This is a genomic window from Arthrobacter sp. Y3223164 (assembly GCF_059091005.1).
This window is the reverse complement of record NZ_JBNHGF010000041.1, coordinates 1-13,451: the sequence shown is the minus strand read 5'-3', so window position 1 is coordinate 13,451 and position 13,451 is coordinate 1. Positions and strand designations below refer to the sequence as shown.

Annotated in this window: 12 protein-coding genes; 4 read left to right on the top strand and 8 right to left on the bottom strand. The window is 66.8% G+C overall.

The genetic code is table 11. From position 1 onward, the window contains the following. Positions 1 to 470, bottom strand: a 470-nt coding sequence (locus AC5RUJ_RS04265; RefSeq protein ID WP_494155622.1) for an MFS transporter, incomplete at its 3' end; no start/stop codon positions are given. A gap of 186 nt (positions 471 to 656) precedes the next feature. Then, the gene (locus tag AC5RUJ_RS04260) at positions 657 to 1,853 is read right to left on the bottom strand and encodes a helix-turn-helix domain-containing protein (RefSeq protein ID WP_494128603.1); all 1,197 of its coding nucleotides are present in this window, start codon (positions 1,851 to 1,853) and stop codon (positions 657 to 659) included. 162 nt (positions 1,854 to 2,015) lie between these two features. On the opposite strand from AC5RUJ_RS04260, the gene AC5RUJ_RS04255 reads away from it, so the two are divergent. Further along, positions 2,016 to 3,710, top strand: a complete 1,695-nt coding sequence (locus AC5RUJ_RS04255; protein WP_494128602.1) for an amidohydrolase — start codon at positions 2,016 to 2,018, stop codon at positions 3,708 to 3,710. Continuing rightward, entirely contained in the window at positions 3,707 to 4,960 is a 1,254-nt protein-coding gene (locus AC5RUJ_RS04250) for a M20 family metallo-hydrolase (RefSeq protein WP_494102344.1), read from the top strand. The genes AC5RUJ_RS04255 and AC5RUJ_RS04250 overlap by 4 nt, the downstream gene beginning before the upstream one ends. Before the next feature lie 27 nt (positions 4,961 to 4,987). On the opposite strand, the gene AC5RUJ_RS04245 is transcribed toward AC5RUJ_RS04250, so the two are convergent. Genes AC5RUJ_RS04245 through AC5RUJ_RS04230 form a run of 4 tightly spaced genes read right to left on the bottom strand, consistent with a single transcriptional unit; the run spans position 4,988 to position 8,798 of the window. Next, positions 4,988 to 5,428, bottom strand: coding sequence for an ATP-binding protein (locus AC5RUJ_RS04245; RefSeq protein ID WP_494002208.1), 441 nt, complete (start codon positions 5,426 to 5,428; stop codon positions 4,988 to 4,990). Beyond that, the gene (locus tag AC5RUJ_RS04240; RefSeq protein ID WP_494002209.1) at positions 5,421 to 5,753 is read right to left on the bottom strand and encodes an STAS domain-containing protein; all 333 of its coding nucleotides are present in this window, start codon (positions 5,751 to 5,753) and stop codon (positions 5,421 to 5,423) included. The genes AC5RUJ_RS04245 and AC5RUJ_RS04240 overlap by 8 nt, the downstream gene beginning before the upstream one ends. Then, complete coding sequence (locus AC5RUJ_RS04235) at positions 5,737 to 7,689, bottom strand: glycosyltransferase family 2 protein (RefSeq protein WP_494128601.1); 1,953 nt, start codon at positions 7,687 to 7,689, stop codon at positions 5,737 to 5,739. The genes AC5RUJ_RS04240 and AC5RUJ_RS04235 overlap by 17 nt, the downstream gene beginning before the upstream one ends. Next, on the bottom strand, positions 7,686 to 8,798 hold the full coding sequence (locus AC5RUJ_RS04230) for a response regulator (protein ID WP_494002211.1): 1,113 nt from the start codon (positions 8,796 to 8,798) through the stop codon (positions 7,686 to 7,688). The genes AC5RUJ_RS04235 and AC5RUJ_RS04230 overlap by 4 nt, the downstream gene beginning before the upstream one ends. A gap of 58 nt (positions 8,799 to 8,856) precedes the next feature. Here AC5RUJ_RS04230 and AC5RUJ_RS04225 point away from each other — a divergent pair, with 58 nt between their 5' ends. Then, complete coding sequence (locus AC5RUJ_RS04225) at positions 8,857 to 10,614, top strand: sensor histidine kinase (protein WP_494128600.1); 1,758 nt, start codon at positions 8,857 to 8,859, stop codon at positions 10,612 to 10,614. Positions 10,615 to 10,828: 214 nt separating this feature from the next. Here AC5RUJ_RS04225 and AC5RUJ_RS04220 read toward each other — a convergent pair whose 3' ends face one another. Beyond that, a complete protein-coding gene (locus tag AC5RUJ_RS04220; RefSeq protein WP_494002213.1) occupies positions 10,829 to 12,052 on the bottom strand; it encodes a glycine cleavage T C-terminal barrel domain-containing protein in 1,224 nt (407 codons plus the stop codon). A 430-nt stretch (positions 12,053 to 12,482) separates the two neighbouring features. Here AC5RUJ_RS04220 and AC5RUJ_RS04215 point away from each other — a divergent pair, with 430 nt between their 5' ends. After that, the gene (locus AC5RUJ_RS04215; RefSeq protein ID WP_494128599.1) at positions 12,483 to 13,004 is read left to right on the top strand and encodes a CarD family transcriptional regulator; all 522 of its coding nucleotides are present in this window, start codon (positions 12,483 to 12,485) and stop codon (positions 13,002 to 13,004) included. Positions 13,005 to 13,114: 110 nt separating this feature from the next. Here the strand turns inward: AC5RUJ_RS04215 and AC5RUJ_RS04210 are convergent. Beyond that, on the bottom strand, positions 13,115 to 13,451 hold a 337-nt coding region (locus tag AC5RUJ_RS04210), incomplete at its 5' end, for a pullulanase X25 domain-containing protein (RefSeq protein ID WP_494155621.1).

The following is a 13,451-nucleotide window of genomic DNA, read 5'->3' as shown; positions in this document are numbered from 1 at the left end:
GCCGGGGCGTGCTCGACGGCCATCGTGACCGCGCCACCCCATTCGCCGCCCACGGCCAGTCCCTGGACGAGCCGCAGGACGGCGAGCAGGATCGGGGCCGCCAGGCCGATGCTGCCGAAGTCGGGCAGCAGGCCGATCAGACCGGTGGCGACGCCGATCATGACGATGGTGGTCAGCAGGGCGGGCCGGCGGCCGTACTTGTCGCCGATGTAGCCGAAGAGCATGGCGCCGATCGGACGGGCTGCGAAGCCGACGCCGAAGGTGGCGAACGAAGCCAGCAACGCGGCCGTGGGATCCAGTTCCGTGAAGAACAGGCGGTTGAACACCAACGCCGCGGCCGTGCCGAAGAGGTAGTAGTCGTACCACTCGAGAGCCGTTCCGACGAAGGCGGCCCGGGCGATCTTGCCTGCGTCCTTGCCGGAGACTTTCGGCGGAGCGCCGGGGGTGTTGAGAGATTGCGGCGTCGTCACGTGTTGCCTTTCAAGCTATGCGGGGCCGGCTCCGATGGAGGAGGCAGCGGCAGCCCGTAATTCCTATGGCCCTGAACGGAGGACATCCCGAGGTAGAGCTGTGAAGTACCTCTCGACTGTAAGGTAGTGCCATTCCCCTGAACAATGACAATACTCACCGGCTTGACAACGCCTACTTGTGCCTTTTCACAACTTGTGCCCATTTTTGTAGTCCGCGAGCGCCACGAGTGCGAGCGCTGCCTGCGCCGGAACCGTCATGTCCAGCCCGATGACTTCCTCCAGCGAATGCAACCGGTTGACCACCGTGTTTCGGTGGCAGTAAAGTTCCTCCGCGGTTTCCTTGATCGAACCGGTGCGGCCGTAACTTTGTGCCACCTGCAGCAACCGCTGGCGCTCATGCGGCGTGCAGTGGTCCAGTGCCGTGGTGACGGGGAGCGAGAATCCGGGGAGCGCCTTCTCCAGGAGGTCCCGGGCAATGGACATCCAAGTGCCCGCGATGGTGGCCAGCCCCGTATCGGCACCGTGCTTGGCGGCCAAAACCAAAGCCGCCGCTGCCGCCTGCGGAATCGCGGCCAGGCCCTCCACGCCGGGCATATAACCGGCCGGAAATTCGGGCGGATCGTCCTGCCAGGTCCGTCCGGCTCGGCTTACCCGGAAAAGGTAGAGGGCGCCGGCGCGTTCGTAGGAGAAGGTGTGGCGGTCGGCCGCCGGCTGATCCGGCAACTTCGCCGCCGCCTCCTTGGTGACCGCAATCAGTTCAAACACGTCCGAGCTTTCTACTTCCAAGCCGGCGGCGATGTCGGAGACCTCGCCGGTGTTTTGGGTATCGGTGTTAAAGAGCCGCGAAAGCAGCCGTTGCCGGTGCAACTGCTTGTCGCGGGCCAGCAGGGCTTCCTCTTCCGAAAACGCCTGCTGAATACTGCTGACGTATCTCTCCACAGTGTCCAAGACCCGGTCCATGTTGGCAACGAGCACGTCGGTGCCGTGCCCCCGCGCAACGCGTTCAAGGCCTTTCCACAGGACCCGGAAGTCGTTGCGTACCGCGCTCAGGAAGGCCTCCAGCGGAACCCCCTGGCGTGCCCGGCGGGAAGCCACATCCCTCGGCAGGGACCGAAGATCGGGCGGCAACTCGAGGCCGGCCATCTGGAACAGGAACATCTCCATCGTGTCCACCGCTGTCCGGCGGACATCCTCGTCCGGAACCAGTGCCCCCTCATAGGAGATGGCCGCAAAGCGCTCCAGGAAGTCGCTGACCAGTAAATCGCGTTCCTGCCACAGGCGCCGGATAAGTTCGGTCCACTGGGGTTCGGCCGACGGGTCGGGATTGAAGTCCCGGTGCCGGCTGGCGCTGTGCAGGAAAGGTTTTACGCGCGGCTCGCTCATGCATCCATCTTATGCATTTGCCTAATCCTTCCGCCGGAGATGGCGTCTTTTGTCCATTGAGCGTGACATTGCTCCAGTGTTGAAATGGAGGCGGCGCCGGGCACGGCTCGCTGCGCCGTCTACCGCTCCGGGCACGCCGCAGCGAAAGCACGAAGAGGACTCATGCTCGTCGATCTCCTGATCCGCAACGCCCGCATACTGACCCAGGACCCCGGACATCCGGTGGCAGAAAACCTGCTGATCCACGACGGGAAGGTGCTGGCACTCGACGTCGACCCGCAGGCCGCGCCCCGGGCCCGGAGGGTCGTCGACGCCGCCGGTGCGGTCATCGTCCCCGGCTTCAATGACGTGCACGCCCACAGCGTCTGGTTCGGGCTCGGCCTGCTGGAAGCGAATTTGGGGACCGTCGCCAGCCTCGATGAGGCCTATGCGGTGATAGCCGACGCCGCGTCCACGCTGGCGGAGGACGAATGGGTGGTGGCCTCGGGGTACAGCCCGCTGCTGCACGGCGGAGCCCAGCCTGACCGCGACCGGCTCGATGCTGCCGCCGGCGGCCGCCCGGTATGGATCAAGCACTCCTCCGGCCACGCCTGCAATGTCAACGGTGTTGCACTCGATCTCATCGCCGCACGCGGCGCCGACCTTGCCGCGCCGATCGATGGCGGCGTCGTTGTCACGGATGCCCAGGGCCGGCCCACCGGGCTGCTGGAAGAGAACGCCATGCGGTTGGTGCAGGACATCATGCTGCCCTACCCGCTGGCGACCATCGAACGCGCGCTGGACCTCGCGACCACCCACTATCTGACCGAGGGCATCACCAGCGTCACCGACGCAGGCATCGCCGGCGGCTGGATCGGCTACTCACCGCGCGAGTTCGGCGCCTACCAGAGTGCACGGGACAAGGGGCTGCTGAGCGTCCGGATGCAACCCATGCTGGTTCTGGATGCCCTGCACGAGGTTCCAGGGCACGACGCAGACCCGGTCTCGCGCGGCCTCGATGCCGGCATCCGCACCGGCTTGGGGGACGACTGGCTCCGGCTGGGACCGGTGAAAATCTTCAGCGACGGATCGCTGCTGGGCAGCACCGCCTACGTCACCGAAGAGTATGTCGGCTGCCCCCACAACCACGGCTACCTGCAAATGGACGCCGAAGTGCTGCGCGCATCGTCCCTCGAGGCGTACCGCGCCGGTTGGTCCATCGCGATGCACGCGATCGGGGATCACGCCATCGACCACGCGATCGACATCATCACCGAAGCCCAGGAAACCTACGGCCACAGGCCGCTGCCCAACAGGATCGAGCACGGCGGCGTGATCCGGTCGGAGCAGCTGGACCGCATCGCCGCGGCCGGCATCGTCCTGGTGCCGCAGCCGCATTTCATCACCGAGTTCGGCGACGGCATGGCGCGGCTGCTCGGTCCGGAGCGGACGGCGACGTCCTACCCGGCCAACAGCCTGCTGCGGCGCGGCGCTACGTTGCCGGGCAGCTCGGACCGACCGGTGTCCAACGGCCGTCCGCTCGACGTGATCCAATCGTTCGTGGAGCGGCTGACCCCGTCCGGCGAGGTATACGGCCCCGACGAGCGGATCACCGCGGCCGAGGCGCTGGCCGCCTACACCGTCGGTTCCGCGGCGGCGACGGGAGCGGGGGACATCAAGGGCCGGTTGGCGCCCGGCCTGCTGGCCGACCTGGTCTTTTTGGACCAAGACCCCACCGCCGTCGAGCCGTCGCGCATCGGCGCCACGCAGGTGCTGGCCACCATGGTGGGCGGCGACATCCGCTTCGGCGCGGAGAAATTTCCGGCACTGGAATCCGCTGATGCGGCGACGGCGTCGACGGGGGAGGAAGCACGATGAGCACGACCGGCCAGGAATTTCTTGACGACTTCGGTGCCATGTCCGGGTTCGGCGCGACCGCCGGCGGCGGCGTGGACCGGCAGGCCGGTACGCCGGAGGACCATGCCACCCGCCGGTGGTTCGGCGAGTGGCTGGCGCGGCACGGCTTCACGGAAAAGGTAGACGCCGCCGGAAACCAGTTCGGGACCCTTGAACTTGTTCCCGGTGCTCCCTATGTCTTGCTCGGCTCGCACCTGGACTCCCAGCCGTTGGCCGGGCGGTACGACGGCGCCTACGGCGTGTTGGCCGGGGCCCACGCCGCGGCCCGCGTGGCGGCCGAAGCTGCCGCGGGCGGGATCGACCCGGTCTACAACGTGGCCGTGGTCAACTGGTTCAACGAGGAAGGCAGCCGCTTCACGCCCAGCATGATGGGCAGTTCGGTTTTCACGGGGAAGCTGCCCCTGGAAGAGGCGCTGGCCACCGCGGATCCGGCCGGGACGACGGTTGCCGCGGCCTTGGCCGCCGGCCACCGCACCGCCGACGACGGCGCCCCCCGGCTCGCCGACGTGGCCCGTTACGCCGAGATCCATATTGAACAGGGCCGGAGCCTTGAGGAAACCGGCACGCAGGTCGGAATCGTGGACCGCACGTGGGCGGCGAGCAAGTACCGCGTCACGGTGGACGGGGAGCAGTCGCATACCGGCTCCACCCGGATGGAGGACCGCAGGGATGCCCTCTACGCAGCCGCCCTGGTCATCTCCGCCGCCCGCGACCTCGCCGCGGAGTTCGCCCCCGGCCAGCTGCACACCTCGGTCTCCGAGATGTACGTGTTGCCCAACTCGCCGGTGACCATTGCGCGCCAGGCCGTCATGAACCTGGACCTGCGGTCGCCGGATGAGGACGTCCTGGCCCGCGCCATGGAATTGCTGGACAAAAGGATCGCCGAGGCGGAGGCCGTGTCCCGGACGACGGTCGGTTTGGAGCTGACCCACCGGTGGGGACTGGTGTCCTACCAGCCCGCGGGCGTGGCGCTCGGCATCGCCAGCGCGGAGCGGCTCGGGTTCAGCCACACGGATATCATGACCGTGGCCGGCCACGACTCGACGAACCTGAAGGACGTTGTGCCGACGGTCATGCTCTTCGTTCCCAGCGTCGAAGGGATCTCCCACAACGAGGCCGAATTCACCCGGGACGACGACGCCGTGCGCGGCGTGGAACTGCTGACCGAGGTCGCGCGGCGGCTGGTCGCCGGGGAGCTCGCGGCCGGCTAGGAGCCGGTAAGCAGCCGGACGGCGGCTTCAGGCGCTGTCCTCGGAGGCATGGCGGCAGAGGACCCATACGTTGTCCTCGCCGTGGCGCTCGAAGGTGACGGTGCTGACCAAGGCATGGATCAGGTTGAGTCCGCGCCCTGACTCCGACTCGTCGTCGACGTCGTGCTCTTGCGGGTTCGAGATGCCGGGGCTGGAAGGTGCTGCGCCGATTTCGGAAATGCGTGCTTCCAACCGGCGGGACCAGATGGTGATCTCAACACCGAGCTGGAGGGGAGTTTCGGAAGCAGGGACGGCGTGCTGGACCACATTGGTGGCGGCCTCGATCACGGCAGTCGAGAAGGCCATCCGGTCCAAGTCCGGAACGAAGTCGGCTTTCGTCCACAGCGCCTCGAAGTCCTCGTGCAGGGCCTCGACGGTTTCGGCCGTGGCCAGCCCCTGGCGTGTCGTTCGGGCGAGGACCTCAGTCATCGGAAAACGCCGCGTCGACGCTCTGGTAAGGAGTCAGCACGCGGTGCATGCTGGTCAGCTCAAGCACCATCCTCACCTGCGGCTGCACGTTCGCGATGCGGAGGTCGCCCCCGGCTTGCCGGGCGATCTTCAGGCAGCCGATGAGCGCCCCGAGGCCGGAGGAGTCCATGAACTCCGTACCCGCCATATTCACCACCACATGGTGGTTTCCTTTAGCCACGACGGCCGCGACAACTTCCCGGAGGCGGGGTGCTGCGACCATGTTGAGCCGGCCGCTCCCGATGACTTCGGCATAGGCGGGCGTGGTCTCAACGGTGAACTGCATCCACGTTCCTTTCGTCGGGCTTGAACCCTTTGTACCTGACGGCCTTGACCAGCACGCCCAGAATCAGCAAATCAAACATAACCCAGGCCACGTTCACCAGCGTGCCCACGGGTTCGTTCAGTCCGGCCGCCAGTCTTGCCGCGCCCGTCAGGAGGGCAGCAACCAGCAAAGCCATGGTGACCAGCTGGGGTGTGATCAGGTTCCAGCTGCTCCCCCCGGATTGGCGGGCTTTCGGAGTGACGGCAAAGCCGAGGGGCCGTCCCAGCCACACGTTGCGGGCCGCCGTCGTGCAGGCCTTGATCCAGGTGGGGAAGAGGGCGAGGCTGTACTGCTGCCCGCGCCAAGTGCTGACGCCCTTGCCCACCACGGCGAACAGCAGTTGGTTGACCACCATGAACGGGATGAACCGGATGAAAAAGTCCGTGCTCAGGCTGTTGACGGGGAGGATGCCCAGGGTGAGGTAGACGATTGGCGCGGCGAAGTAGATCACCGCGGCAAAGCCACTGAGGTAACTCCACATCGTGGAGAAGTACATCAACCGTTGGCCGAGCCTCAGCCCGCGTTGCGCCAGCGGGTTCTCGCGCAGCATGACCTGGACGGTGCCCTGGGCCCAGCGCAGCCGCTGGGTCAGCATGGTTTTGAGGTCCTCCGGGGCCAGGCCGTGGGCGAGTACCTCGTGGTGGTAGACGCTGTGCCACCCCATCGAATGCAACCGCATCGAGGTCGCCATGTCTTCTGTCACGGAGATAGTGGCCAACGGCATCACCGGCTGGGCCTCGTCGGGGCGTTCTATCGAGACGGCGTCCAGCACCGCCTGCACTGATCCCAGCGCCCCCAGCGGGGACCAATCCCGCCGGGACATCCGCTCGAGCGCGCCGTCCAATTCGTCCGGCTCGGGCACACCGGCCGTGCCCCCGAGTTCCATGGCGGCGATCTCGGCCAGGTCCGCTTCCACGGCCGCGAAGTTCTCGGCAACCAAGGACCGCACGGCGTCGTCGACCTTCTTCCGGAGGTCATAAGTGATTTCGCTGAGCGACCCGCCGCTTCGGAGGCTGGCGCGGGCCGTGTCGGTGGCGGCCTCCACGTCGTCGAGCAGCATTGCTACGAGTGGATCTGCCGCCTCCGGGGACCTTCGGGCCTTGCGGATGGCACTTCGCGCCCCTGCGAGCGCGCGGTGAACCCCGCGGTCGACTTCGGTGACATAGCCGGCCAGGCCCAGCTGCATCAGTGCTTCGCGCCGGAGCAGGGCATTGGAACCGCAGAAAAACGCTGCGTTCCAGCCGTCCTTGCCTTGCTGAATGGGCCCGTAGAACAGCGGGGCCTGGCTGCCCAGCGGATCGTTGGCCGGAACGTTGCTGAAGTACTGGGGGGTCTGGACGAGGGCGACCCTGCGCTGGTTGAAATACCCCAGCGTCTTGTCCAGAATGTCGGGCCGGGGGACCTGGTCGGCGTCGAGGATCAAGAGGAATTCCCCGTGGGTCATCATCAGCGCGTTGTTCAGGTTGCCCGCTTTGGCGTGCCGCGGCTTGTCCGCCCAGTCACCGGTGCGGGTCAGGTAGCCCAGCCCGTGGCGGGCGGCCAGTTCGCCCAGCTCCGGCCTGGCGCCATCGTCCAAAATCCAGGTGCTGTGGGCGTACCGGATGTCCCGCGCCGCCAGCGCGGTAGCCATGACGAGGTCCAGCGGCTCGTCGTAGGTGGTGATGAAAACGTCGACGGTGGCGTCCGCAGGCGGTGGCGGCGCTTTGCGCTCCCGGAACCGCCAGACCGTTAAACCAAAGAGTCCGACGTCGATCAGGCTGTAGGTCTCGGCCAGCACCAAGGGGACGGCTATCCACCACGCCGACCAGTTGAGCGAGTCGAGCCATCGCCACGCGAGGTAGTTGGTTCCGAGGATGACCGTCAGAACCACCAGCAGCCGTATGGCAAAACGTTTCACAAGGGTACCGGGCTGTCTGCCGGGCACCGGCGCAGCATCACGGCGGTGATGTCGTCCGCCACCGCGGCGCCGGCCAGGTCCAACACGGCATCGCAGACGTCCCGGACATCGTCACCGGAGCTGGCAACGGCGGCCACCGCGTCCATGGCTGCGTCCACCGAGTCGAAGGCATCGAGAAGCCCGTCGCTGAGTACAAGGAGCGATTCGCCGGGCTCCAGCAGCAGACGGCTTGCGGCCCACGTGCTGCCCGGGACGGCACCGACGGGCGGGCCACCCGAGGGCAGGCGGCGCAGGCCGCCGTCGTAGAGGTGCAGCCCAAGCCCGTGCCCCGCGTCCACGTAGTCGACCGTAGAGTTCCCGGCGTCCAGCCTGGCATGAAAGATCGTGACGAAGGAGTCGGACTGGGCCAGGTCGCTCTCGAGCGACTGGCTCGCCGCCTGGAAGGCCGGGACGATGTCCGCGTGTCCGTGGGAGGCGCGCAACACCGCGCGAACCGTCGCGGCGATAAGGGCAGCGCCCATGCCCTTGCCCATGGCATCGGCGACCGTCAGTTGCAGCCCGTTTTCCGTGGCGCACCAATCGAAAAAGTCCCCGCCCACGCTTCGGCTGGGCCGGCAACGGCCGCCGATCTCATAGCCTTGAAGTCTCAGGGGCTCGGCCGGCAGAAGGCTGCGCTGAACCTCGGCTGCGCGTTTCTGGTCTTCGCTAGGAATCGCCTCAACGGGTTGGGATCGCGGGCGGCGGAAAAGCGCTCCGATTCTTGCCTGGAGCTCCCGGGGGCTGAACGGCTTGCTGATGTAATCGTCGGCGCCCGTGTTCAACCCGCTGAGCCGGTCCAGCTCCTCAGCGCGCGCGGTAATCATCAGTATGTAGGCGTCGGAAAAGGTCCTGACCTGCCGGCAGACTTCAATGCCGTCCAGATCGGGCAGGTTCAAATCCAACGTAATGAGGTCGGCGCCGCCGTTGCGGACCAGCTCGAGGCCGTCCCGCCCGTTTTCTGCCTCCGCCACCGTGAAGCCTTGGTCGGAGACGATTTGGGCCAGCAACCGGCGGATGTCCGCGTTGTCCTCGACTATGACGGCACGGCGGTTGCTGGGGGCAGCTGGCATGCTTTCATTAAGGCGGTTATCTTCCCGTTTGTCACATCCGTCACTGCAGAATCCGCCCGTGACGACGATATTGGAGTTCGCCGCCATGGAAAAAATCCTCGACCTGCTGACCCTGCATCGGGTGAAGTTCCACGACCTCTCACTGCGCGGGCGGGTAGTGATGAGCCAGTTGCCGCTGTCCATCACCATGCTGTTCCTGGGGGTGGGCACGTGGCTTTTTTCTCCCCCGCTCCTGGTGAATCCGCTCTTTGAACTCAGCATGGTGCTCAACGCGGTACTGCTGGCGGCGTGTTTCCTCGTTCCGTGGGAGAAGCTGCCGTACCCGTCGTTCCTGATCATCCCGCTGCTGGATTTCATTCCGATCGGCCTGCTGCGCGAAGGCGCCGGGTCGCTCCTGACAGGGGTAGGGCTGCTGGCCGCTTTCCCGGTGATCTGGCTGGCGGCCTCCGGACAACTGCCGCGGCTGTCCGTCATCGGGGGCGCGCTGGCCGCCCTGGCGATGGTGTGGATTCCGGTGTTCCTCAAGCAGCCTGCCGTCACTTTCGATGCGTTAATCCACCCGCTGCTCATCCCCTTCATGATGCTGGCCATCGGAATCACCGTCCGGGTCATGACCGCGAGCATGATGGAACAGCAGCAGGTGGTCGAGGCCAAGGACGCAAGGCTCCGCGCGCTGCTGGAAGCCAGCGACAAGCGCGAACGGCTCCTGTCAGCCGTCGTCAACGCCGTGAACGTGGGGGTCCTGGCCGTCGATGAGGACGGCAACCCGACTCTGCGCAACCGTCGGCAGGAAGAGCTGCGCCGCCTGGCGCTGCCGTCGGGCGACGAGGACGCGCCGGAATCCAGGCTCGAGCTCTATGCCGACGGAGGCAAATCGCTCATGCCCGTCCAGGATCGGCCCATCCGCCGCGCACTGCGCGGCGAGTCGTTTGCCGAATACCTGGTCTGGTTCGGCCGGCCCCCGCGGCAACGGGTACTCTCCGCGTCCGCCCAGGCGATGGTCGACGGCAGCGGCCGGCGCGAAGGCTCCGTCCTCGCCTTCAACGACGTCACGGAACTAGTGTCCGCGCTGGAAGCGAAGAGTGATTTCCTGTCCAGCGTGTCCCACGAACTGCGAACTCCGCTGACCTCCATCCAGGGGTATGCCGAGTTGCTGGCGCTGACGCCGGACTTGCCGGAGAACATGGCGGCAGGCCTGGACACCATCCTCCGCAATTCGCACCAGTTGCTCGCCCTGGTAAAGGATTTGCTGGGGACGGCCGCCGGCTTCTCCGAGCTGCAGCCGGTTCCTGCGGATCTCGGGGATATTGTCGCGCAGGCCGCCGCAGCAGCAGAACCCCGGGCCGCCGCCGGCGGCATCACGCTCGCCGTACAGGCGCCGCCTCCCCTGCGGGTGGTCTGCGACCCGGCGCGGGTCCGGCAGGTGTTGGATAACCTGCTGTCCAACGCCATCAAGTATTCCCCGCAGGGCGGTGACGTCACGGTCAGCTGCACCGGCGGCGACGAAATGGTTCGATGCGAGGTAGCGGACCGGGGCATGGGGATGGGTGCCGAGGAGAGCCGCAACGTCTTCACGCGGTTTTTCCGCAGTCCCGCCGCCCGCCGTAGTTCCATCCCGGGGCTGGGCCTCGGACTTGCCCTGTCCAAGGACATCGTGGAACGGCACGGCGGCAGCATCAGCTGTGAGAGCGAGCCCGGCCGGGGCAGCGTCTTCACGTTTACCCTGCCCGTAGCCGGGCCGCCCCGGGACGATGAATCCGAAGCCGATAAGACCAGCGTCCAAGGCGCCACCGTCGGCGCCCGGCAAGAGCCGTAAACCCCGCCGCCCTGCCGCAACCTGATCGTGCAGAACATCGGGCACGCCACCACGCCACCACGCTGCCCGCCAGCTGCCGGGTCGGCTTCTTCCCGCTCAAGCTCACCGCAGCGGGCGGCGCCCCTGTGCGCGACGTCGCCTGGACGTAGCTGCGAACGACGGCGGGGCCCGCCTTCTACAGGTGGGCTCCGCCGTCGTTGTGGTTTTGGCGGTTTCAGTCCTTGGGTGTGGACTTGGCGGGGTCGACGAAGGGCTTTTGGACGACTTGGCCTTCGCGGACTCCCTCGGGCGTGTGGATGGACAGCGTGGTGCCTTCGCCGCTGAGGTCGATCGGCACCATGGCCAGGCCGATGTTCCGTTCCAGCCGCGGGGAGTGGCAGGCGCTGGTGACCTCCCCGATGGGGGAGCCGTCGCCGACCGAGACCGGGAACGGCTCGATCATGGAGCCGTCGTTGTAGCTGCCCAGCGGCTCGCCGCCGATCTCCACGCCGACCATCAGCCGGTCGATGCCCTTCTCCCGGATGCGGCCGAGCGCTTCCTTGCCCACGAAGTCCGCTTCCTGGTCCAGATCCACCATCCAGTTGTAGTCGTAACCAACCTCCAACGGGTTGGTGCCGAGCGTGATGTCGCACCCGTAGGCCAGCATGCCCGCCTCGATCCGGCGGATGTGGCAGGGACCGATGACCCGCAGGTCGTGCGCCTGCCCGGCTTCCCAAACCGTGTCCCAGAGGCGCCCGGCGTTTGCGGTGGCGTTGTAGAGGTAGATCTCGTAGCCGACTTCGCCGGTGTAGCCGGTCCGGCTGACCACCACGTCCATGCCGTTGAGGGTGTGGTGCTGCATGTAGTAGTACGGCATGTCCAGGATCTGCGGGCCGAACAGGTCGGACATCAGCCCCTTGGCCTTCGGGCCTTGGACCTGGACGGGCGCCACGTCCACCTCTTCCACGGTGACGTCCCAGCCGCCGGCGTGCGCCAGGCCCATGGCCCACAGGTGCACGTCGCTGTCCGCCAGCGAGAGCCAGAACTTGTTCTCCTCCACGCGCAGCAGGATGGGGTCGTTGATGATGCCCCCGTCTGCGGCGGTGATGAAAGCGTACTTGCACTGGCCCACCTCGCACTTGGTCAGGTCCCGCGGGGTGAGCATGTTGGTGAAGTCGAAGGCCTGCGGGCCGCTGATCTGCAGCTGCCGCTCCACGCCGACGTCCCACAGGGTGACGTCGTTCAGCAGCGACCAGTACTCGCTGACCGGATCGCCGTAATGGCGCGGGTGGTAGGTGTGGTTGTACACGCTGTAGGCCGCGACGCCGTGCTCCCGCGACTTCCAGAAGTAAGGGGACTTGCGCAGCCGCGTGTAAAGGGTGACGGCCGGGTTGGGGTTAACGCGGGACGAATCGGTGCCGTTGAACTGGGCGGAGCCAGAATCGAGAATCTCCGACATAGGGGCTTACTCCTTCGAGGTTCTGGCGCCAGCCGGACCTGAAGAGTTGCGCATGATGCGCAACTTTGCGCCATGTGAGACTGCCATGGTGGCAGTCGCTCCGCCGGGGAGTCAAGGGGCAGCGCCAACCGGTTGCGCGGCGCCGCGGCGTCCCATCTGCCGGCGCGCGCCCCCGGACTCGAGGGGTCCCACCGGTTGGTACTCCCGGGGACATCAGGCGCACGCGTGAGATAATTGAGGCAGCCAAGCTCGCGGGTTTGGGGCGGGTCCATCCGCATGGATCCGAGCCGGTCCGCGTGCTCACAATATCGAAGCTCCGGTCTGCTGGCCGCGGTTTCGGTCCGTGGGACGACCGTCTGGCGCGAGGGCCCCGGGGCGCTCCGTCCACTGATGTCGAGTGTGGCGCTCGTGCGAATCAGAGGACTCTTGAATGCTGTTTGCTGAAGGTCAAACCCTTGTTCACCCACACCACGGTCCGGCCGTGGTCCGAGGCATCAGGACCCGGCCCCTGAGGCAGGACGCGGAATGCCGCTACGTCATGCTGGAAGTTAAGAACTCGAACCTGACGGTCGGTGTCCCGCTGGAGCGTGCCGAGCAGGTCGGCCTGCGGCCGGTCTTCGACGAGGGACAGTTGGAGGCACTGTTCGACGTGCTGCGCGCCGCCTCGCGGGAGGAGGATCCGCAGTGGTCCCGGCGCTTCAAGGACAACCAGGAACGGCTCCGCACCGGCGACATCTTCGTGATCGCGGGATTGGTCCGCGACCTCGCCCGGCGGCTGCACGCCAACGGCAACATGTCCCACGCCGAGAAGGAGATGCTGCAGTACGCCAAGAAACCGCTCGTCACGGAAATTGCGCTGTCCAAGGGCATTGACCTGCAGGAAGCCGAAGAGGTCCTCGAGGCCGTGGCGACCGGTTCGGGGCCGGAGGTGGAGCACCTGGCCAGCGCCTGAATGACGACGAGGCGCAGTGCGACCGTGCATGGGGTCCCTGCTTGGCGAGGGCGGGCGTGGACGACGGCGCGCTTTACGGGCGGCGCGCATGACGCGCTCATCACGAAGGGTCAGGCGCGGACCAGCCGGGACGTCGCGGCCAGGTCATGGATGGCGTGGTCGTACGCGATGGTGAGCGCGCCGCCGTCGTGCTGGAACTCGTGGTTGGCGCCGTCAAGCACGCCATACGCCCCGTAGTTTTCCTCCCACGAGCCGTTCAGTGCGAACTTGAACGCATACCGGCCGGCGGGCAGCTCGGCGTCCAGCTTCCACAAGCCGTCCGTGGCGTCGAAGCGCATCTGCACCGCCCCGTCGGCCGGGTCCCAATCCTGGTCGGCGCCGAGCAGCACGCCAAAGTCGCCCACCACGGCGACTCCGGCGGGTTGGTCGGCGGACAGGGCGGGCTCC

Excerpts from the sequence above, each read along its gene's own strand:
- AC5RUJ_RS04245 (WP_494002208.1), bottom strand. The coding sequence starts at position 5,428 with ATGACTGAGGTCCTCGCCCGAACGACACGCCAGGGGCTGGCCACGGCC.
- AC5RUJ_RS04260 (WP_494128603.1), bottom strand. The coding sequence starts at position 1,853 with ATGAGCGAGCCGCGCGTAAAACCTTTCCTGCACAGCGCCAGCCGGCAC.
- AC5RUJ_RS04220 (WP_494002213.1), bottom strand. The coding sequence starts at position 12,052 with ATGTCGGAGATTCTCGATTCTGGCTCCGCCCAGTTCAACGGCACCGAT.
- AC5RUJ_RS04250 (WP_494102344.1), top strand. The coding sequence starts at position 3,707 with ATGAGCACGACCGGCCAGGAATTTCTTGACGACTTCGGTGCCATGTCC.
- AC5RUJ_RS04215 (WP_494128599.1), top strand. The coding sequence starts at position 12,483 with ATGCTGTTTGCTGAAGGTCAAACCCTTGTTCACCCACACCACGGTCCG.
- AC5RUJ_RS04230 (WP_494002211.1), bottom strand. The coding sequence starts at position 8,798 with ATGCCAGCTGCCCCCAGCAACCGCCGTGCCGTCATAGTCGAGGACAAC.
- AC5RUJ_RS04255 (WP_494128602.1), top strand. The coding sequence starts at position 2,016 with ATGCTCGTCGATCTCCTGATCCGCAACGCCCGCATACTGACCCAGGAC.
- AC5RUJ_RS04240 (WP_494002209.1), bottom strand. The coding sequence starts at position 5,753 with ATGCAGTTCACCGTTGAGACCACGCCCGCCTATGCCGAAGTCATCGGG.